The sequence below is a fragment of the Bacillus swezeyi genome (assembly GCF_001969815.1).
Taxonomy (GTDB): domain Bacteria; phylum Bacillota; class Bacilli; order Bacillales; family Bacillaceae; genus Bacillus; species Bacillus swezeyi.
In genome coordinates this window covers 141,095-160,397 of sequence record NZ_MRBK01000003.1, presented here as the reverse complement: position 1 = coordinate 160,397, position 19,303 = coordinate 141,095, and the positions used below count along the sequence as shown (strand labels likewise).

The window sequence follows — 19,303 nt, the reverse complement described above, 5'->3', positions numbered from 1 at the left end:
TCAGATTCTAGCACACTTCAGCTTATAAAAGCAAAATGAAAGGTTTTAGCCGGCAAAAAGAATTTCTTCTGAAAAGAGCTCTTAAATATGAAAAGCCCCTTTTAAAAGGGGCTTTCCTGTGAAGAAACAATACGGTATGTATAATTCGTAGAAAACGGCCTATACATACGATTATTTGCCTGCTACAGCATCTTTAAGCGCTTTACCTGGTTTGAAAGCAGGTACTTTGCTTGCAGGGATTTCGATTTCTTCACCTGTCTGAGGATTACGTCCTTTACGAGCTGAGCGCTCACGAACCTCAAAGTTACCAAAACCGATCAATTGAATTTTTTCACCGTTTTTTAGTGCATCTAAAATTGTATCAAAAACAGAATCAACTGCTTTAGTAGCGTCTTTTTTAGATAGTTCGCTTGCTTCTGCAACCGCATTGATTAGTTCTGTCTTGTTCATGCCTTTCACCTCCTCCCAAAAGGTAACAATCAATAGATTATCATCATTTCTTCACAGTTCAACCTGTTTCTATACCTGTTTGAACAGAAATTTCAAATAAATATAGAAAAGGCATTTCACAGCTTTCAATGAAAATTTCACGTTCAGAGGAACGATTGTCCAATAAAGTGAAGATTTTCTGTATGTAGATTAACACATATGAAAAGCCATATCAAGCATTTTAAAGCTATGATCCCTTATTCGTCAAGGTTTAAGCTGAATGCAACGAACAAATATTCCTATTTTTCCTTTTTTAATCATATTCTTTCCTATATTTCCAGCCGCGCACCGCCTTTGAATTTTCGATATCCTGGGATTCCACGCGGCCTGTGAGCGAGTCTTAAACATACAAAAAAAGACCTCCCGTATGATAAGAGGCCTTACCTTTTATAAGATGATCGCAATCAAGCCGCCTGAGCCTTCATTAATGATGCGCTCCAAGGTCTCCTTCAGCTTATATCTTGCGTTTTCCGGCATGAGAGACAGCTTTGCCTGTATGCCTTCCCTGACGATCGAGCTGAGGCTTCTTCCGAAAATATCGGAATTCCAGATGGACAGCGGATCGTCTTCAAAGTCCTGCATTAAATACCTGACAAGCTCTTCGCTTTGTTTTTCTGTACCGATAATCGGAGCGAATTCGCTTTCTACATCGACTTTGATCATATGAATGGATGGCGCTACAGCTTTCAAGCGCACGCCGAATCTTGATCCCTGTCTGATGATTTCAGGCTCATCAAGACTCATGTCGGTCAATGCCGGCGCAGCAATTCCATAGCCGGTTTGTTTTACCATTTTCAGAGCATCTGACACCTGATCATATTCCGTCTTGGCGTGTGCAAAGTCCTGCATCAGCTGGAGCAGGTGGTCCTTTCCTCTGATTTCAACGCCGACGACTTCCCTTAAGATTTCATCGTACAGGTAATCTGGCGCATATAAATCGATTTCCGCGATTCCCTGCCCCATCTCAATTCCGGCGAGGCTCGCCCGCTCGATGAAATCAAATTCGCTGAAGTGGCCGACGACGCGATCGACATCTCTTAATCTTTTAATATCTTTGACGGTTTCTTTCACTGAATCCTGATAGTTTTCACGCAGCCAGTGGTTTTCTTTTAATACCATGACCCAGCTCGGAAGATTGACGTTTACTTCAAGAACAGGGAACTCGTAAAGCGCTTCTCTGAGAACGCTCATGACATCAGCTTCCCTCATGCTTTCCACACTCATCGCAAGCACTGGGATGTCGTACTTTTCCATCAGTTCATTTCGGAGCGCCTCTGTTTCAGGATGATATGGGCGTACAGAGTTGATCACCATGATAAACGGTTTTCCAACCTCTTTTAATTCATCGATCACCCGCTCTTCCGCCTCAATATAATCCTGTCTGGCGATTTCTCCAATCGTGCCGTCCGTCGTAATGACGACGCCGATGGTTGAATGCTCCTGTATGACTTTTCTCGTGCCGATTTCAGCAGCTTCATGAAATGGAATCGGTTCTTCGTACCAAGGCGTGTTAATCATCCTCGGGCCGTTTTCATCTTCATAGCCCTTTGCTCCAGGTACAGTGTAGCCGACACAGTCAACAAGTCTTATATTCACATCGAGTCCGTCACTGACATGAACTGACATCGCCTGATTCGGAACAAATTTCGGTTCGGTCGTCATGATGGTTTTGCCAGCGGCACTTTGGGGGAGCTCATCTTGCGCGCGCGCCCGGTCTGCTTCATTGTTGATATTCGGGAGCACCACTAGCTCCATAAATTTTTTAATGAACGTAGATTTTCCTGTGCGTACTGCTCCTACGACACCTAAGTATATATCGCCTCCTGTTCGTTCAGCGATATCCTTGAAAATATCGACCTTTTCCAAGTGATCCCCTCCCGGACTTCCAATCCTTTTCAATTTTTTACTTCTTCATCAATCATAAACAGGACATTACATTGTATGACGTTGTCCCATTTCAATATGACAGCTCAGGGAAATTTTTTCGCCATGCGTGAAAAAACCTTTCTCCTAATTGTATGCTGAGGAGAAAGGTTCATGACTAATTCGTGTATTTGCTATGGCAAAAAAACGGGTTCCTGTTTGTCGTTGACAGTATATTGAACCGAAAACGCCGGTACGAAAGGCGTTTCTTTCCACATTAAATCCTGGATTTCCTCGCCCGGTTTTAAGGCCGTTTTTGACTGTTTTGCCAGTTTGGCCAGATCCACCCGATAATCTACCTGGATGTCGCCTTTTTGATCGACGAGAAGCGGAAGCGAAGTGCCTGTTAGCGGACTTGTGACAGAAGGCGCTTCTTTAAGGCCCAGCTTTTGATAATCGAGCATAAATAAATTTTTGGCTACGACTTTTTCGTATGGCGGATACTTATGCTGCTCTTTATACATTTCGACTCGAAGTTTTAAATCTCTGATAGCTTCCGACATTTTCACGTCAATGAGCTTGACCGTCGGATTTTTTTCAACATCTACGAGAACATATAAATATTCTCCGCCATTTTCATAGGAGGTGCCCGGAGGCTCGGCCAAATACCGCGGAGACAGCCTGTTAAAATCAATAGGATATTTTTGATAGATTGGGACGGACATATCTTTTGTTTTAATCGGAAGAAGCCCCCCTGTCGCCTCCCGGAATTCATCAACTGCTGCCTGTACTTCATTCAGCTGATTTTGATAAGGCGCGCTGTTTTTCGCCTTTCTTTCCTCAGGGTATAAACATCCGCTTAAAAAGATTGCTGTGAACATGAGTGTGAGCAGTACGCTTATTTTTTTCATATGAATCTTCCTTTTAAAGACATTATTCATTGACAGGACCGCTGAAGACGACGAAAAAGACGATCACGCCCGAGATCAGCATGCATGTATAAGCCAGAGACGAAGTGATGATTTTGAGAAAACGATTTTGAAACTTATACCTGCTTATGTATATGGCGATCACCGCTATGAACATCAGGCCCATGGCCCCTAAGGCAAACCACATTTTTAACAGACCGAGATTCACACTAAAAGCCCTCCTTCTATCATTCTCTTATGATGTAAACGTTATATTTCATTTTATATAAGAAAAACCAGAAGTTCAACAGGTTTTCCAATTTTTCGAAATGAAGAACAAGCGCAAAAAAAGCCTGAAGCAAAGAGGGGGACTTTGCTTCAGGCGATGTAAATGATGACTATAAAACCCAAATGATTAGATACAGCTCTTCCAGACTTCGATTCTATTTTATGCAAGTCTTCGGACAAATGTATCCTCTCTTGCCTAAGTCTCCAAAATGTTTCAGGTTTTTAAAAAAGAACCTAGAGGAGAGTGTCAAATCGAATTTGGGGTGGTCATTTCATTTGATTCTCGAACGTATTCACAAGATCTTCCATCTCGTGTGTTTTGACTCTTGCCATCAATGATTCAACAGCTGTTTCAACTTTTTTGCCGTCAAATAAAACTTTATGCAGGGCTTCTGTGATCGGCATTTTGACATCATATTTCTGTGAAAGCTGATATGCCGCTTTTGTTGTGCGTACCCCCTCAACGACCATCCCCATTTCTTTAAGAACTTCTTCAAGTTTGAAGCCTTTACCCAGCATATTACCGGCGCGCCAATTTCGTGAATGGACGCTTGTGCAGGTGACGATCAGATCCCCGATTCCCGTAAGCCCTGAGAATGTCAGCGGATTTCCGCCCATTTTTGTGCCTAATCGGGCAATTTCCGCGAGGCCTCTTGTAATCAAAGCGGCTTTTGCATTATCTCCGTATCCCAAGCCGTCCGTGATTCCAGCGGCAAGTGCAATGATGTTTTTCAGCGCACCGCCGATCTCGACTCCGATAATATCGGGATTTGTATAGACGCGAAAATGCTGATTCATAAACATATCTTGAATCGCCTGAGCCGCTTCAATGTTTTTCGATGAAACCGTTACTGTCGTCGGGTGTCTTAACCCGACTTCCTCGGCATGGCTCGGACCGGAAAGAACGACGATATCCTCCCTTAATTCAGCAGGGATTTCCTCTTCCATCATCTCTGAGATTCTGAGCAGTGTATCAGGCTCTATTCCTTTTGACACATGTACAAAAATCGCCTTTTGCTTGATAAAGGAAACCGCCTCTTTGAGAACCTCCCGAATCGCTTTCGTCGGAACAGCGACAATGATCGTTTTAACATCAGCCAATGCACCTTGCAGGTCTGTTGTCGCGCGGACATTGTCAGGCAGTTTGACGCCGGGCAGATAATCTTTGTTTTCATGATGTTCATTGATTTGCTCAATCAGCTCTTCGCGGTGGCCCCATACGCAAACATCGTACTGGTTGTCCGCCAAAACAAGGGCCAATGCTGTTCCCCAGCTTCCGGCTCCTAAAATCGATACTTTAGTCATTCTGCTACACCTCTTTATTTTCTTGCTCTTGCGAAAATCTTGATCGGTGTTCCTTCAAATCCAAACGCATCGCGTATCCGGTTTTCCAAAAAGCGTTCATAAGAAAAGTGCATGAGCTCCGGATCATTGACAAACACGACAAAAGTCGGCGGCTTAACAGCCACCTGGGTCGTATAATAGATTTTCAAGCGGTTTCCGCTATGGGTCGGCGTCGGATTCATAGCCACCGCATCCATAATGATATCATTAAGGATGTTGGTCTGCACCCTCATCGAATGGTTTTCGCTTGCCGTCAGGATAGCCGGCATCAGCGTATGAATCCGCTTTTTAGTCAATGCGGACATGAACAGCACAGGCGCATAATCTAAAAATTGAAAGTGGTCTCTGATATTTTGCTCAAATTCTTTCATTGTCCGCTCGTCTTTGTCGACCGCATCCCATTTATTGACAACAATAACGACCGCTTTCCCTGCTTCATGCGCATAACCGGCGATCCGTTTATCCTGTTCAATAATACCTTCTTCGCCATCCAAAACGACGGCGACGACTTCCGAACGGTCGATCGCTTTCAAGGCTCTGAGCACACTGTATTTTTCAGTTGACTCGTAGACCTTTCCTTTTTTTCTCATCCCGGCTGTGTCGACGATGACAAAGTCCCGCTGATTATACGTAAACCTCGTGTCAATGGCATCCCGTGTCGTTCCGGCGATGTTGCTGACGATGACGCGCTCCTCTCCAAGCATGGCGTTCACGAGAGATGATTTTCCTACGTTCGGCCGGCCGATGAGACAAAATTGAACCACTTCATCTTCATATTTCGTCTCGGGTATGTTTTTAAAATGTTCGCTGACCGCATCAAGCAAATCGCCAAGCCCGAGCCCGTGCGTTCCTGAAATGGGATACGGCTCGCCAAATCCGAGTGAATAAAAATCGTAAACATTCGCTCTCATTTCCGGATTATCGAGTTTATTGACCGCCAGAACAACCGGTTTTTTTGTGCGGTATAAAATTTTTGCAACTTCTTCGTCGGCGGCTGTGACGCCTTCGCGGCCGTTCGTCATGAAAATGATCACATCGGCTTCTTCCATGGCGATCTCGGCCTGGTGGCGGATTTGCGCGAGAAACGGCTCATCACCAACTTCAATCCCGCCAGTGTCAATCAGGTTAAAATCATGGTTCAGCCATTCAGCAGAGCTGTATATCCGATCCCGTGTCACACCGGGTGTATCTTCCACAATCGAAATTCTTTCGCCTGCAATCCGGTTAAAGATTGTCGACTTTCCCACATTGGGTCTTCCAACTATGGCTACGACAGGTTTTCCCATAGTACCCTTCCTTTCAATTCTCTTCCAAGCATTCATTCCATTTTTAAATGAATGATCATAGTTTTTCATTTCAAAATTCATCGTGAAGAAAGAAACCCTTCTTTTTTCATGCAGAAGGGCTTAACTCATATATTATATCAATTTCTAAAGAGAGCACAACTCTAATTAAAAATGTTTCACAATCAAATACAGGTCATCCCCTATTCCGTGGGCAATTCCGTCAAGAATGGCTTCAAGATTTTTGGCATACGTATTCATCTCTTCCTGATTGTCGCAAAAAAATACAGATGTACCGCCGATAACCCGATCCCGCCTGGTCGTAACGACTGCCAGGATAAATTTTTCGATCGACTCACTCATTTTTTATCACCTTGCTGTGCCTTTCTTTAATAAACTCCATGGGTATACGGATTGCGTTCTCAAGTGTCGGCACGTCCCCGATCACTCTGATGGCCGTGTCCTTATCCTTGATGACCGGAAGGACAAATACGGCGACTCGTCCGTCATTTAGATCCCTTTTAGCCAAAGGGGTAAGCGACGGTTCGCCTGAATCCCGATAAACCCCGAGTACGTTTGACACATCGAATAATATCGCCTGCCTTTGGCCGAGATTGGCGATCGTCACCGCCGAATTGAAGTTTTTCGGTTTTAATATGAAGCCCATGCCGTGTTCGAGAATCAGTTTCTGCTTTTCAGGAATACCGATATTCATAATATAAATATTATCGACATAAAGGCCTGAACCTTCAAAGTGCGGTTTTTTGTACTCGATATCCACGATATGCTTCATAAAGCTTCCGGACATTAAGATTCTTCCGGCGATAAAACAAATGAGCACAACCGCAAGCCCGGCCCATATAGATGAAAAAAGAATATAGGCCAAAGTCGTTAAGAGCGACGTAAAAATGACAATGTAGTTCCGGCTTTCAAAAGCGATCGCAATTCCTTCAATATACGTGCTTCCTCTTGAAACGAGTTCATAGCCGTCTAGCTGTGTCAATGTTTCCCTTTCCATATTGCGGACATCCCTGAATTGGGTTGCGGCCAACGTTAAAAACGTGATGGCTGTATAATCGGATTTTAATATAGATGGAATGATGACCGCTCCGATGCTTGCAGCGATCATCGCCAGTGCGATATGTATCGTTTTCCCGTGAAGATAGGTCGGGTACTGGCGGTAATCGGTCCTTAGCATATACACTCTGACTCCAATACCGGCGATAATTCCCAAGAGAATCGGATAAGTATATTGACTCATGACATTTTGGTTGCTCCTTTATTCAATCGCTTCCATATTTGATGGATCTGATGTACAAGCCGCTCACATTGGGACATTCCATAAATCAGAACAATGCCGGCTGAACACATTGACAGCCAAGAGAATCCACCGACAACAATGTCTCCATAAAGCTTTCTGATGATGAGCGAGTACAACAGCTCTCCCTGGCACATGCCAAGTACAAACAGCGCCAGGCGGCTGGCGAAGCTTTTTTCAAAAGCCGCCGTCATGATCACAAACAGCATGATGATCAGCCATTCAGGCTTTAGGATAAACCAAACCGGATCATATAATGCAAAAAGAAATAAAAAACCGTAGGCAAACACCATGGCAAGATGAAGCAATAAGCGCCTGACGCTTTTGTAGATCGAGAGATACCCGTTCAGCCAATATGCACCCGTATAGAACAGCAAATAAGCGGCATTAAAAAACAAGATGAACTGGAGCTGATACATACTTAAAATGATGTTGAGCAAAATAAATGCCGAGGCAAACAATCGGATTCTGTTTTTCTCAAGGATAAAAGTTGTCAAAACCCACAAAAACCACATTGACCAATAGTAATAAAATTCTTCCATATTTTTTCGTCCTCCATTTTTAGTATGGAGTGACTGATGGATTTTTAAACCTATGCGAAGGAGCGAACAACAATGGGAAAAGACAGGCAGGAAAAGAAACTAAAGAAAGAAAGGCGCACCGAATCAGACCGCGACCAAGCGATCAGCCATAACGGAGCTTCCTCTCTGGAGAGCGCTGAAGAAGCGCGAAAGCGTAATCCATAAAAAGAGCCGGCTTTTTGATAAGCCGGCTCTTTAACGCACGCTGTAAGCGGAAGGATCAATTCCCCTTGCTTTCAGCCAATGATAGGTATCCCCCTTTAATACAAGGGGGGCTTTTTTGAGTTCCTCAATTGTGCGGCAGCCCAGTACAGTCATGATTCTTTTCAGATCTTCGATAAGGCTCGTCATCTCCTCGACCAAAGCGTCTTCGCCTGAGTCTGTCAGCACCTTGAGAAAATGGCCGGCCATCCCTGCGGCAGACGCTCCCAAAGCGATCGATTTTGCCAGATCAAGCGCATCCTGAATGCCGCCGGAGGCAATGACCGGACGATCGCTGAATGCGGAGCTGACCTCGGCTAAGCTCGCCGCGGTTGATATGCCCCATTGATTAAAAAACCCAACTGCTTTGTCCCTTCGCAAGTTTTCGATTTTTGAAAAATTCGTCCCGCCAAAGCCGCCGACATCAACTGCATGGACCCCCGCATGAAACAGCTGTGCAGCGGTGTTGCTGCTCATTCCGAAGCCCACTTCCTTGACAGAAACAGGGACACTGACTGTACGGCAGATATCCTCAATCCGGCGCAATCGCCCGATAAAGCAGCGATCGCCTTCAGGCATAACCATTTCCTGAATTACATTCAGATGAATCTGAAGCATATCCGCTTCGATCATATCGACTGCTCTCTGAGCCTGCTCAACCGTCGCTTCACTGCCTAAATTGGCGAACACAAGCCCCTTCGGGTTTTCTTTTCTGACAATCTCATAAGAAGGGCGCTCCTCAGGGTCTTTTATCGCGGACATTTGAGATCCTACAGCAACAGGGATGTTTGCTGCCGATGCAGCTTGCGCTAAAGCTCTGTTAATCTCAAGTGTCGCCAGCCCTCCGCCGCCGGTCATTGCATTGATAAAAATAGGCGAACTTAAGAGCAGTTCGCCTATTTTGGTTGAAGTATCAACTTGTGACAATGCCGTTTCCGGAAGGCTGACGTGAACAAACGTGATATCATCAAACCCCGTCTGACGGTTTTGTCCTGTGGACAGGGCATGTTCAATGTGTTCTTTTTTTCTCTCGGCTCGCGTCACCATCATCACCAAATTACTTTAATTTATTCAGTTTATCTCCAATCATTTCGCCAAGCTGGAATCCGGAAGATTCTTCTTTCGCCTGGTACTGACGGTAATTTTCCTGTTCTGCTTTGTCATTGTTTTCTTCAAGCTCTTTCATGCTTAAAGAAATTCGCTCTTCCTCTTCATTGACATCGAGAACTTTGACTTTCACTTCCTGGCCTTCTTCAAGCACTTCGTGAGGCGTCCCGATGTGTTTATTTGAGATTTGAGAAATATGAACAAGTCCTTCTACTCCCGGAAGCACTTCAACAAATGCACCGAAGCTTACCAAGCGCTGAACTTTGCCGTCAAGGACGTCTCCCGGTTTCACTTTTTCACCGATATTGGCCCATGGTCCAGGAAGGGTTTCTTTGATCGACAGTGATATCCGTTCATTATCGCGGTCAACGGAAAGAACTTTCACTTTTACCTCCTGGCCTTCTTCGACAACGTCTGACGGTTTCTCAACATGTGAATGTGAAAGCTGGGAAATATGAACAAGTCCGTCGATGCCACCGATGTCAACGAAAGCACCGAAGTCTGTCAGGCGCTGAACTTTTCCTTCAAGAATCTGTCCCGCTTCCAATGTCTGCAGGAATCCTTGTTTTCTTTCGGTTTGTTCTTTTTCAACAACCGCACGGTGGGATAAGATCACCCGGTTTTTATCTCTGTCAAGCTCAACAACGATTAATGTAAGCGTCTTTCCTTTATAATCTGCAAAGTCTTCAACAAAATGTGCTTCGACAAGTGATGCAGGGATGAATCCGCGCACGCCTATATCGACTACAAGACCGCCTTTGACGACGTCTTTCACTTCGGCTTCAAACACTTCTTTCGACTCAAACTTTTTCTCTAGGTCTTCCCAAGCGCGGTCTGCATCAACAGCACGTTTTGATAAAATCAATGCATCGTCTTCCACTTTTGTTACTTTTAATTCAAGCTCATCGTCAACATTGACGACATCTGATGCTTTTTCAACATGGAGACTTGATAATTCACTGATTGGGATAATACCGGTTTGCTTGCAGTTGGGGATGTCAACATCGACATGCTTGTCCTCAACTTTCGTTACAATACCTTTCACCACATCTCCAACCTCTGGTACTTGAACATCAATTTGATTCATTTCCTCTGTCATTTCAATAACCTCCTTGGTCCAAACCTACACAGCTTTTGTGAAAACGGTTTTTCCGAACTGAATGTCTAACAGTCCGAAAAGCCGATATGTATTAGAGAAACATTCAAAAATGGATATTTGAATGTTCTATAAAATGATTTATTATTACTAACTTCTAATAAAAGCCTGTGTTTGTCAAGTCAAAACATGCAGACAATAAGTAATTTGCCCGGATTTTTTATTTTTGAGCCATTTTGTCTACAACTTGCAAGATTTTCTCAGCCACTTCATCAATGGATAATGAAGTCGTATCGATTTCAAGCGCGTCATCCGCTTTTTTCAGAGGAGAAATCTCCCGCTCGGAATCAAGTTTGTCGCGGCGCCTGATTTCTTCTGCAAGCGTTTCATAATTTACATTGTACCCTTTTTTGGCGTTTTCTTCAAAGCGACGCTTTGCCCGCTCTTCTACTGATGCAAGCAGAAAAATTTTCACTTCCGCATTGGGAAGCACATGGGTGCCGATATCGCGGCCGTCCATGACGACCCCGCCCTTTTCGGCCAGCTGCTGCTGCCTTTTTGTCATTTCTTCGCGGATGCCTCCGTGCTTGGCGGCGATCGAAACCTGATTGCTTACTTCGTCCGTGCGGATCGCTTCTGTTACATCCTCGCCTGCGATATATACCTTCTGCTCCCCTTCTTCTGAAACCGAGAGATCGATGGCGGACTCTTTTAATAATGTCGTCAGTCCGGCTTCATCGGTCAGCTCAACGCCCTTTTTGAGCGCTAAATACGTAATGGCCCGATACATAGCGCCCGTGTCAATATAAATATAGCCCTTTTTTTTGGCCACGATTTTAGCCACTGTGCTCTTTCCTGCTGCGGCAGGGCCGTCGATTGCGATACATAATTTCTTTTCCATAATTCCTCTCCTTGCTCTCTGGTACTCCTTATAGGATTGTATCATGATCGAAGCGAAAAAGGGGAGATTTTCACGTGATTTACGGCTTAAATGTCTCGATCCATTCGCCGATTTCCATTTTGTTTACTCCTTCATACTGCACGACCTTTGACAGATAAGGTTCAGCTTTTGAAAAATGAAACAGAAGCTGAACGCAAATTAAAATAACGCCCTGTACGACAAGAATTTTAAACAATAACCGCTCAATGGTTTTCATATGATTCCTCCGATGCCTGGCAGGCAAACGCCGGGTCAGGCCTTTTCAATTTCCGGGAACGTTAGATTCAAGCCCCATACATTCAGTATGGAAATGTTTAGGTCTGATTATTCCGCATACCAAAAAGGAAAAGGCCATTTTTAAGCCTTTTCCTTTCTCCATCACAGGTCTTTATATATCGGTTCTGCGCTTTTCATTTTCTCTATTTTCTCTTCACTGCCGTCATTGGCGTTGATAAACATGCGGAACGTATCGTTTTCAATCGTACCGAGTATTTCATAGCACAAGACTTCTTGAGAAAGCTCATTCGTAATCAGGGCGAGGCGCGTTTCCTGAACCTTTACATTCGAATTGAGGTTCGCTTTTGCTTTTTCCGGCGTCAATTTAGGCTTCGGCAGATCTCTTTGTTTATGTGAGGTCAAGAAATCCTTCGCATTAAAGCCGACAATTTCACCGTCGTCAAGGGCTACCTTGATCCGGATGCTGTCCGGATACAGCCACACATCGTTCTGAATAGGGACAAATGAGAAAACGCCGACCCCGTCATATTGCGAGCTTTCATCCATTTTAAGATCGTTTATGTTATAACCGTTCTTTTTCAAAAATTGAAGCGCCCGGTTTGATGCATCATTTAAACTGATTTTTTCTTTTTTAATTTTTTTGTTTTGGATCAGGTAAACGGGATATCCGCCTTTTTCTGTAATGTCCATGTAAATATCCGCTTTTTGGTCAGGGTCCTGCATGCTGATGCTGTAGACGTCCCTGTTCGTTTTCTTGCCGCTCTTCGCCACTTTGATATGATGATTTTTGTCTGGAGCGAACTTTTGAGCAATTTTGCGCGCCTCTTTTTCGGTTATTTTTTTGCCCTTTAAATGATCGTATCCCTGCTTCTCTTTTTTCATGCTCGTCATTGTCGCCGGGCCAAAATCGGTTTCCGAAAACGCTGTTGCGCTTTTTTCCACCGTTTTAAAGCCGTTGATTATCGTATTGTCGCTTTGCTTTTGCCCTGAGGCAAGCGCAAGTTCCACATCCATCCATCTTAAATTATTGTCAAGGATCAGATGTTGAACATTCCGCAGTTCATTTTGTATATCTTTTGCATTTTCATAAAGCTTATTTAAAGAAGCGTACTCTTTTTTGTTGAGCGGTTCCTTATCAAGGTCCCGGACGGCTGCTTTATAGCTGAAATCCCCGACATTCGCCAAAAACTCTTCCGTTTTATTAAACGGCATTAAAGTAAGGGGGAGCTGGCTGACATTGTTGTGCGCTTCAGACGTCGTCTTCCAGACTTCCGCTAAAGCGGGGGACAGCGTTTTTTTGCTGTTCATGGCAAGCGTGCTGCCGATTTTATCATGAAGCTGATCCACCTGATAGGTTAAATCGTGAAACGCCCGCTGATAATTGTTTTCCGCATGCAATAAAACCGCGTCTTTCTCCTGATGCTCTTTATAACCCCAGTAGCTTGTTCCGACTATGGCGATACCTAAAATGGCGATTAAAATTCCTCTGATCATTTATAACACCTCGCTTTTATTCACAGAAAATGTGTTTGCCGATCCTTTTGATTTGAGGTCTTCCCCATATCCATGAGCTTGTGGCCGTATCAGGGTTGAAATAGTACATAGCACTTTCTGAAGGATCCCATCCATTGATGGCATCCAGAACGGCTTTCTTCGCTGTTTCATCCGGCGTCATATAAATTTGGCCGTCGGCTACGGCTGTAAATGCAAGCGGTTCAAATATAACGCCTGCAACCGTATTTGGGAAAGTCGAGCTGTTAATCCGGTTCAAAATGACGGCTGCAACCGCGACCTGGCCGTCATACGGCTCCCCACGCGCTTCGCCGTAAACGGCTTGCGCCAATAGATTGATGTCATTGTTTGAAAAGCCGCCCGGCATGTTTGCTGCAACTGCGTCCTGTTTTTTAGGCGCAGCAGCTTTCGGCTTTTCTTGTTTTTTAGGCTGCGCAGGAGCCTGCGGCTGTTTTTGGGCCGTATCCTGCTTTGGAGCGGGCTGCTGCTGTCTGGCTTCCGCTTTTTTTCTTGCCTGCTTTTGCACCTCTTTTGAAGGCTTCGTCTGATGTTTCAGCGGCAGGCCGCCGTAATGTGTAAATTTGTTTCCTTTTCTAAGCTGTCTGTGTACAAAATCGCTGTAATATTTCGAATGATTAATCAAAAATCGTTTTGTTTTCGGACCGACAAGGCCGTCTGTCTCTTTTAATCCAAACTGATGTTGAAAATTGCGGACAGCCCAATATGTAGCCCATCCATACACCCCGTCAATTTTGCCATTATAATAGCCGTTATATTGAAGCCTTGCCTGCAGTTCAATCACATCATTACCTGTTGCCCCCCGCTGTATCACCTGTTCAGAAAAGGCAGAGCTTTTTTGACTGAATGGAAGTGAAAGACTGGTTGCCATAATGGTACAAAGAATGACATTCAAACAAAAAGAACCTTTCGACTTCATGTTTTAAGCCTCCTCCAGCATTTTTGTAACCATATCTTTTGTAGCGAGGCAGATTTTATACACGATTTCCTTTCTGTTTCATCTCAGGCAAAAAATCGGTTTTCACGTCCCATCCGCTTTTTCGGCCAATAAAAAACCGCCTTTAAAAAAGGCGGCTAATGATGGAGCGGCTGTTCTCCGGCTTTGACCGAGCGGGCTTTTTTTGCTTTCCGAAGGCCGAACCACCAGAGAAAAATCATAAACGGCGGCATAAAATAAATCCAATTTTTCAAGGCAAGCAGGATGTAATCGTAAAGACCGTGCAGTACGACCGGTATAAAGAGCGAGAGCAAAAGCCATTTCAGCTTCGTTTTACTTGTGGAAAATCGGGCTTTGCCGATATAAAAGCCCATAATAACGCCGAATAAAGCATGGCTTGATACCGGAAGCAAAGCGCGCCCAAATGCGTATTCAACCCCGTTTCCGATGAGGTATAATATATTTTCCAGCGTGGCAAACCCCAATGAAATGCTTGTCCCGTATACGATTCCGTCATAGTGTTCATCAAAGTCGACATGCTGAAAAACGCTGACCATCAGCAGGAACCATTTTAAAAATTCTTCCAAAAACCCGGAAGATAAAAAAGAAACGAAGAAACTGCCTTCTGATATGTGTTCTTTTTCCAATACATACTGTATAAACATCGTCGGAAAGACGAGCAAAACCCCCAGTATAAAGAGGCGGACCACCATATGAATGGGCTCTGATTCATACTTTTCCTTTAAGTAAAAATACATTAACAATGCGATTCCGGGAGCTAAGCCTGCGGAGATAATTCCGAGCATGAGGAAACCTCTTTCTTTATCATCTCATTCTATCCTACCATGATTCTGATTGTTTTGAAATTGAAAAGATATGCTGCGATTCTCCTAGTAGCAGAACTTGTCCTTTATGCCGCTCTCATAGCTGGCGAGCAGAACAGCCAATTTCATCCTCGCTTTTTTGCTGTCGTAATCTTTTCCTAAAATGACGCCTTTTTTCACCAGATCGTAGCTGCTCCCGGCATAGTCATATGTCGTATAGACTTCGCCTTCTTCCGCGCTTGTCGTGATGACAATATAAACGCCTTGATTTAATGCATATTCGATATCGGCCATCATCTTCGGCGTCACCTGTCCCCTCCCGACACCCTCAAGCACGATCCCGGCGGCTCCTTCATGCACGGCGGCGCGCACGAACTTTCCGTCTGCGTCGAGATAGCATTTAATGATATCCACTTCTGGCAGAGCCTTTTTGAGCTGATGGACATCTCGTCTTAAGGGCTTTTGATAAACATACACTTGATCATTGTCAATGATGCCTAAGTAGCCAAAGCCAAATACGTCAAAGCCCTGCAGGTTGGAGGCATGGACTTTTTTAACATAACGCGCATTAAATATTCTTTCGTTAAAAACGACAACTGTGCCCGCTCCCCTTATATCCCGTCTTGAGGCCGTATAAACCGCGTGTCTGATATTTGTATATGCATCACTGCCCTGCTGCTCCGGGGCGCGCTGCGAGCCTGTAACAACAACCGGTCTTTCATCCTGTATGGTTAAATCTAAGAAATAGGCCGTTTCTTCAAGTGAATCGGTTCCGTGCGTGACAACGGCCCCGTCATATGATTTGTCCTCAAAAACCTTTTCAATGGCCTTTTTCAGTTCCAATAAATCTTGAAATGTAATATGCATGCTCGGAAGCTGAAAAGTCGGATATACATCGATCTCAACATCTTCAGGAAGGTTGCAGATTCCGGCGAGTTCTGTCCCGCTGATGGCGCCCGCTGCCAGCCTTCCGCTTTCGGTTTTCCGGCTGGCGATCGTCCCTCCTGTGGTGATGAGAGCTACTTTGTTTTTCATCTTTACGATGCCCCTTTACGTCGTGATTTGTGTGCAGAAAAAAAGAGAGAGCACATCTATATATAGATATGCTCTCTTTTTCATGTAACAAATCATATCGCGGGAAATTTTAAATCCGTTTCGCGATTTCAGCTGCAATTAAACCGCCGTGAAAACGTCCGTTTTCAATAAAGATTTCATTCGCATTGTTCCCCGCGGCGATAACGCCTGCAATAAAAACGCCTTCTTCATTCGTCTCCATCGTTTCTTCGCGGAAGAATGGACGGCCTGTTTCAGCATCAATTTGAACGCCCATTTTTTGAAGGAAGCTGTGATCGGGATGATAGCCCGTCATCGCGAATACAAAATCATTCTTGATGCTGGTCTCTTGCCCGTCAACAGAAAAAATCAGCCGGTCTTCCGTAATTTGCTTGACGGCTGCACGGAATTCCATCCGTATTTTTCCGTTTTTGACAAGGGAGACAAATTCGGGAAGAATCCACGGTTTTATGCTGGAGGAATACTCTTTTCCCCTGTATAAAACCGTCACTCGCGCGCCTGCTTTGACAAGCTCCATAGCCGCGTCAACGCTTGAATTTTTGCCGCCGATGACCGCAACATCTTTATCAAAATATGGATGGGCTTCTTTGAAATAATGGAACACCTTTGGAAGATCCTCGCCCGGTACATTCATATAATTCGGGTTGTCATAGTATCCCGTCGCAGCGACGCAAAATGAAGCCAGGTAGGTGTCCTTGGATGTTTCCACGATAAACTGATTCTTTTCGGTTTTCGTTACAGAATGAACCTTTTCAAAAGCATTGACTCTCAAATTTTTCCGTTTGGCGACTTCTCTGTAATAAGAAAGCGCCTGATTTCTGACCGGTTTGTGATGTTCAGTAATAAATGCCACATCACCGATTTCCAGCTTTTCGCTCGAACTAAAAAACGTTTGATGTGTAGGATATTGATAAATGCTGTTTACAATATTCCCCTTTTCGATGACGAGGGCATCTATTCCGATCTGCTGCATCGCAATAGCCGCCGAAAGCCCGCAGGGGCCGCCGCCGATAATGATGACTTTTTCTTCTTTCATGTTCCATTCATCTCCTGTCATATCCGAAAAACAAAAAATCTCCTATTTCATGATAGGAGATTTTTTTGCTTGTTGCAAATGCTAGAATCTATATCCAGCCTCTGAAGCGTGAAGCTTCCGCCATCTTGCGGACTCCCACCATGTAGGCGGCAAGCCGCATGTCAATTCTGCGGTTGTGGGACATCTCATAAATATTGTTAAATGATTTGACCATCATTTTTTCCAATCGATCTTCCACTTCTTCTTCTGTCCAGTAGAAGCCCTGATTGTTTTGCACCCATTCAAAATAAGATACCGTCACACCGCCTGCGCTCGCAAGCACATCCGGCACAAGCAGAATATCGCGGTCGGAAAGAATTTTCGTTGCTTCAAGCGTTGTCGGTCCATTGGCCGCTTCGACGACGATTTTCGCATTAATGTTATGTGCGTTTTCCGCGGTAATTTGGTTTTCAATCGCAGCCGGCACTAAAATGTCGCATTCCAGCTCCAGCAGCTCCTGATTTGTAATCGTATCGTTGAACAGCTTGGTGACGGTTCCAAAGCTGTCGCGACGGTCGAGCAGATAATCGATGTCAAGGCCTTCCGGATCATATAAGCCGCCGTATGCATCAGAAATGCCGACAATCTTTGCACCTGCATCATGCATAAATTTCGCCAGGTAGCTTCCCGCATTTCCGAACCCCTGCACAACGACAGAAGCCCCTTCTATTTCGATGTCTTTTTTCTTCGCTGCTTCTTTAATACAGATTGTAACCCCTTTTGCTGTCGCAGATTCTCTGCCGTGAGAACCACCTAAAACGAGCGGTTTTCCGGTAATGAAACCCGGAGAGTTGAATTCATCGATTCTTGAATATTCGTCCATCATCCATGCCATAATTTGAGAATTAGTAAATACATCGGGAGCCGGCACGTCTTTTGTCGGTCCGACAATTTGGCTGATCGCCCTGACGTAGCCTCTGCTTAAACGTTCCAGTTCAGGAAAGGACATATCCCTTGGATCACAAATGATCCCGCCCTTTCCGCCTCCATATGGAAGGTCAATGATTCCGCATTTCAGACTCATCCAAATAGAAAGCGCTTTAACTTCTTTTTCTGTAACCCCCGGATGAAAACGGATGCCGCCTTTTGTCGGCCCTACTGCATCATTGTGCTGGGCGCGGTATCCCGTAAAGATTTTCACAGATCCATCATCCATGCGAACCGGAATTTTAACCGTTAGAAAACGAATCGGTTCTTTTAACAATTCATACACTTCTTCTGGATACCCCAATTTTTCAAGCGCCTTATGTATCACCGTTTGCGTTGATTTTAAAACGTCATGTGTATTTTCTTCAGTATGACCGGTGTTTTGATCGGCTACCATTATAAGTTAACCTCCTAAAGTCTTTCTGGCATGTTGTCCTTTCAGAGAATAGTATACACCCTTGCACCAATCATGCAAAGAACAAACAACCATTTTTCGTGAAAATATTCGAGAAAAATCTTTTTTGTTATATTCTTATTTTCGGCAGAAAAAAACTGCTGTTTAACACAGCAGAAAATCTTTTGCGATGCGGGTTACTTAAAGTATGTCTGAATCGTCTGAACAGCATTGTTATCCATGATTTTCTTTCCATATTCCTGAAGTCTGTAAATGGTTAAAGTCGTCGGGCTTCCGTATTCGGCCAAAATCGAAATCACGCCGTCAACAGAGTGGGAATCAAAGTCATCCAAACTTAAGAAATATCTGTCTCCATAATGATAGACTGTTCCGCCTTGAATGCCGATGCGGTCAAGATTTCTGGACAGCTCGATCAGATGTTCAAACGTTTGAAACTCATATACTATGTCAACACTTTCCCCAAGCTTGACTTGCATTTCTATATAATCCTCATCATACTCATTATCGTCTTCATCTGTTTCATGGTTTTTGGTGACAATGATGACCATTCCTTGCGCCTGAAGAGAATACACTTCCACAGCAATTGGGCCATTCGCTTCAAACCCGAGCTCTGTATTCGCTTCGTTCATCATGTCCTTAAACAGCTGCTGAACTTTAAATGAGTCTTTCCAAAGGTCTTCTTTCGTCAGCCCCCGGTCTGTCAGATCATCAAGTGTCAGAAAGATTTTGATCTTGTTATAATTTAGACGCTCAAGCCGCATAACGTTCCCTCCTGCCTCTTCTTGCACACATCATATATCTTAATTATATGGAGATGATGAGTCATAGGTTCTTAATTTTGATACCAGTTTACACTGTGTTTCACT

General features: G+C 44.3%; 21 protein-coding genes. 1 reads left to right on the top strand and 20 read right to left on the bottom strand.

Annotated features, from left to right (window positions below; genetic code table 11):
• Window positions 1-171: 171 nt before the first annotated feature.
• The 9 genes from hbs to BTA30_RS02480 form a co-directional block, all read right to left on the bottom strand.
• A complete protein-coding gene (gene hbs, locus BTA30_RS02525) occupies window positions 172-450 on the bottom strand; it encodes a non-specific DNA-binding protein Hbs (RefSeq protein ID WP_003183006.1) in 279 nt (92 codons plus the stop codon).
• 426 nt (window positions 451-876) lie between these two features.
• On the bottom strand, window positions 877-2,355 hold the full coding sequence (gene spoIVA / locus BTA30_RS02520; RefSeq protein WP_076758843.1) for a stage IV sporulation protein A: 1,479 nt from the start codon (window positions 2,353-2,355) through the stop codon (window positions 877-879).
• Between the two features lie 191 nt (window positions 2,356-2,546).
• Entirely contained in the window at window positions 2,547-3,263 is a 717-nt protein-coding gene (locus tag BTA30_RS02515) for an LptM family lipoprotein (protein WP_076758840.1), read from the bottom strand.
• A 22-nt stretch (window positions 3,264-3,285) separates the two neighbouring features.
• Window positions 3,286-3,489 carry a DUF2768 domain-containing protein gene (locus BTA30_RS02510; protein ID WP_076758838.1) on the bottom strand — a complete coding sequence of 68 codons (204 nt, stop codon included), beginning with the start codon at window positions 3,487-3,489 and terminating at the stop codon, window positions 3,286-3,288.
• A 326-nt stretch (window positions 3,490-3,815) separates the two neighbouring features.
• Window positions 3,816-4,853 carry an NAD(P)H-dependent glycerol-3-phosphate dehydrogenase gene (locus BTA30_RS02500; RefSeq protein WP_076758836.1) on the bottom strand — a complete coding sequence of 346 codons (1,038 nt, stop codon included), beginning with the start codon at window positions 4,851-4,853 and terminating at the stop codon, window positions 3,816-3,818.
• A 14-nt stretch (window positions 4,854-4,867) separates the two neighbouring features.
• Window positions 4,868-6,178: a ribosome biogenesis GTPase Der gene (gene der, locus BTA30_RS02495; protein WP_076759000.1), complete on the bottom strand. Its 1,311-nt coding sequence runs from the start codon at window positions 6,176-6,178 to the stop codon at window positions 4,868-4,870.
• 165 nt (window positions 6,179-6,343) lie between these two features.
• The gene (locus BTA30_RS02490; RefSeq protein WP_076758834.1) at window positions 6,344-6,538 is read right to left on the bottom strand and encodes a capping complex subunit for YIEGIA; all 195 of its coding nucleotides are present in this window, start codon (window positions 6,536-6,538) and stop codon (window positions 6,344-6,346) included.
• A complete protein-coding gene (locus tag BTA30_RS02485; protein ID WP_076758831.1) occupies window positions 6,531-7,436 on the bottom strand; it encodes a YIEGIA family protein in 906 nt (301 codons plus the stop codon). The genes BTA30_RS02490 and BTA30_RS02485 overlap by 8 nt, the downstream gene beginning before the upstream one ends.
• On the bottom strand, window positions 7,433-8,035 hold the full coding sequence (locus tag BTA30_RS02480) for a YphA family membrane protein (RefSeq protein ID WP_076758827.1): 603 nt from the start codon (window positions 8,033-8,035) through the stop codon (window positions 7,433-7,435). The genes BTA30_RS02485 and BTA30_RS02480 overlap by 4 nt, the downstream gene beginning before the upstream one ends.
• Before the next feature lie 72 nt (window positions 8,036-8,107).
• Here BTA30_RS02480 and BTA30_RS02475 point away from each other — a divergent pair, with 72 nt between their 5' ends.
• Window positions 8,108-8,239 carry a YpzI family protein gene (locus BTA30_RS02475; protein WP_076758823.1) on the top strand — a complete coding sequence of 44 codons (132 nt, stop codon included), beginning with the start codon at window positions 8,108-8,110 and terminating at the stop codon, window positions 8,237-8,239.
• A gap of 30 nt (window positions 8,240-8,269) precedes the next feature.
• Here the strand turns inward: BTA30_RS02475 and fni are convergent, their stop codons facing one another.
• The 11 genes from fni to BTA30_RS02425 form a co-directional block, all read right to left on the bottom strand.
• A complete protein-coding gene (gene fni / locus BTA30_RS02470; RefSeq protein ID WP_125921370.1) occupies window positions 8,270-9,319 on the bottom strand; it encodes a type 2 isopentenyl-diphosphate Delta-isomerase in 1,050 nt (349 codons plus the stop codon).
• Window positions 9,320-9,332: 13 nt separating this feature from the next.
• Window positions 9,333-10,481: a 30S ribosomal protein S1 gene (rpsA, locus tag BTA30_RS02465; protein WP_076758821.1), complete on the bottom strand. Its 1,149-nt coding sequence runs from the start codon at window positions 10,479-10,481 to the stop codon at window positions 9,333-9,335.
• 217 nt (window positions 10,482-10,698) lie between these two features.
• On the bottom strand, window positions 10,699-11,379 hold the full coding sequence (gene cmk, locus BTA30_RS02460; protein WP_076758819.1) for a (d)CMP kinase: 681 nt from the start codon (window positions 11,377-11,379) through the stop codon (window positions 10,699-10,701).
• Between the two features lie 79 nt (window positions 11,380-11,458).
• Window positions 11,459-11,635 (bottom strand): YpfB family protein, encoded by a 177-nt coding sequence (locus BTA30_RS23155; RefSeq protein WP_094777272.1) that lies wholly within the window; start codon window positions 11,633-11,635, stop codon window positions 11,459-11,461.
• Between the two features lie 161 nt (window positions 11,636-11,796).
• A complete protein-coding gene (gene ypeB, locus BTA30_RS02455; protein WP_076758816.1) occupies window positions 11,797-13,149 on the bottom strand; it encodes a germination protein YpeB in 1,353 nt (450 codons plus the stop codon).
• A gap of 16 nt (window positions 13,150-13,165) precedes the next feature.
• The gene (sleB, locus tag BTA30_RS02450; protein WP_076758812.1) at window positions 13,166-14,104 is read right to left on the bottom strand and encodes a spore cortex-lytic enzyme; all 939 of its coding nucleotides are present in this window, start codon (window positions 14,102-14,104) and stop codon (window positions 13,166-13,168) included.
• 155 nt (window positions 14,105-14,259) lie between these two features.
• Entirely contained in the window at window positions 14,260-14,928 is a 669-nt protein-coding gene (gene prsW, locus BTA30_RS02445; protein WP_076758809.1) for a glutamic-type intramembrane protease PrsW, read from the bottom strand.
• 84 nt (window positions 14,929-15,012) lie between these two features.
• Window positions 15,013-15,981: an asparaginase gene (locus BTA30_RS02440; protein WP_076758807.1), complete on the bottom strand. Its 969-nt coding sequence runs from the start codon at window positions 15,979-15,981 to the stop codon at window positions 15,013-15,015.
• A 109-nt stretch (window positions 15,982-16,090) separates the two neighbouring features.
• Window positions 16,091-17,056: a YpdA family putative bacillithiol disulfide reductase gene (locus BTA30_RS02435; protein ID WP_076758804.1), complete on the bottom strand. Its 966-nt coding sequence runs from the start codon at window positions 17,054-17,056 to the stop codon at window positions 16,091-16,093.
• A gap of 88 nt (window positions 17,057-17,144) precedes the next feature.
• A complete protein-coding gene (locus BTA30_RS02430; protein ID WP_076758801.1) occupies window positions 17,145-18,419 on the bottom strand; it encodes a Glu/Leu/Phe/Val family dehydrogenase in 1,275 nt (424 codons plus the stop codon).
• Between the two features lie 194 nt (window positions 18,420-18,613).
• A complete protein-coding gene (locus tag BTA30_RS02425; RefSeq protein WP_076758798.1) occupies window positions 18,614-19,198 on the bottom strand; it encodes a genetic competence negative regulator in 585 nt (194 codons plus the stop codon).
• Window positions 19,199-19,303 lie beyond the last annotated feature (105 nt).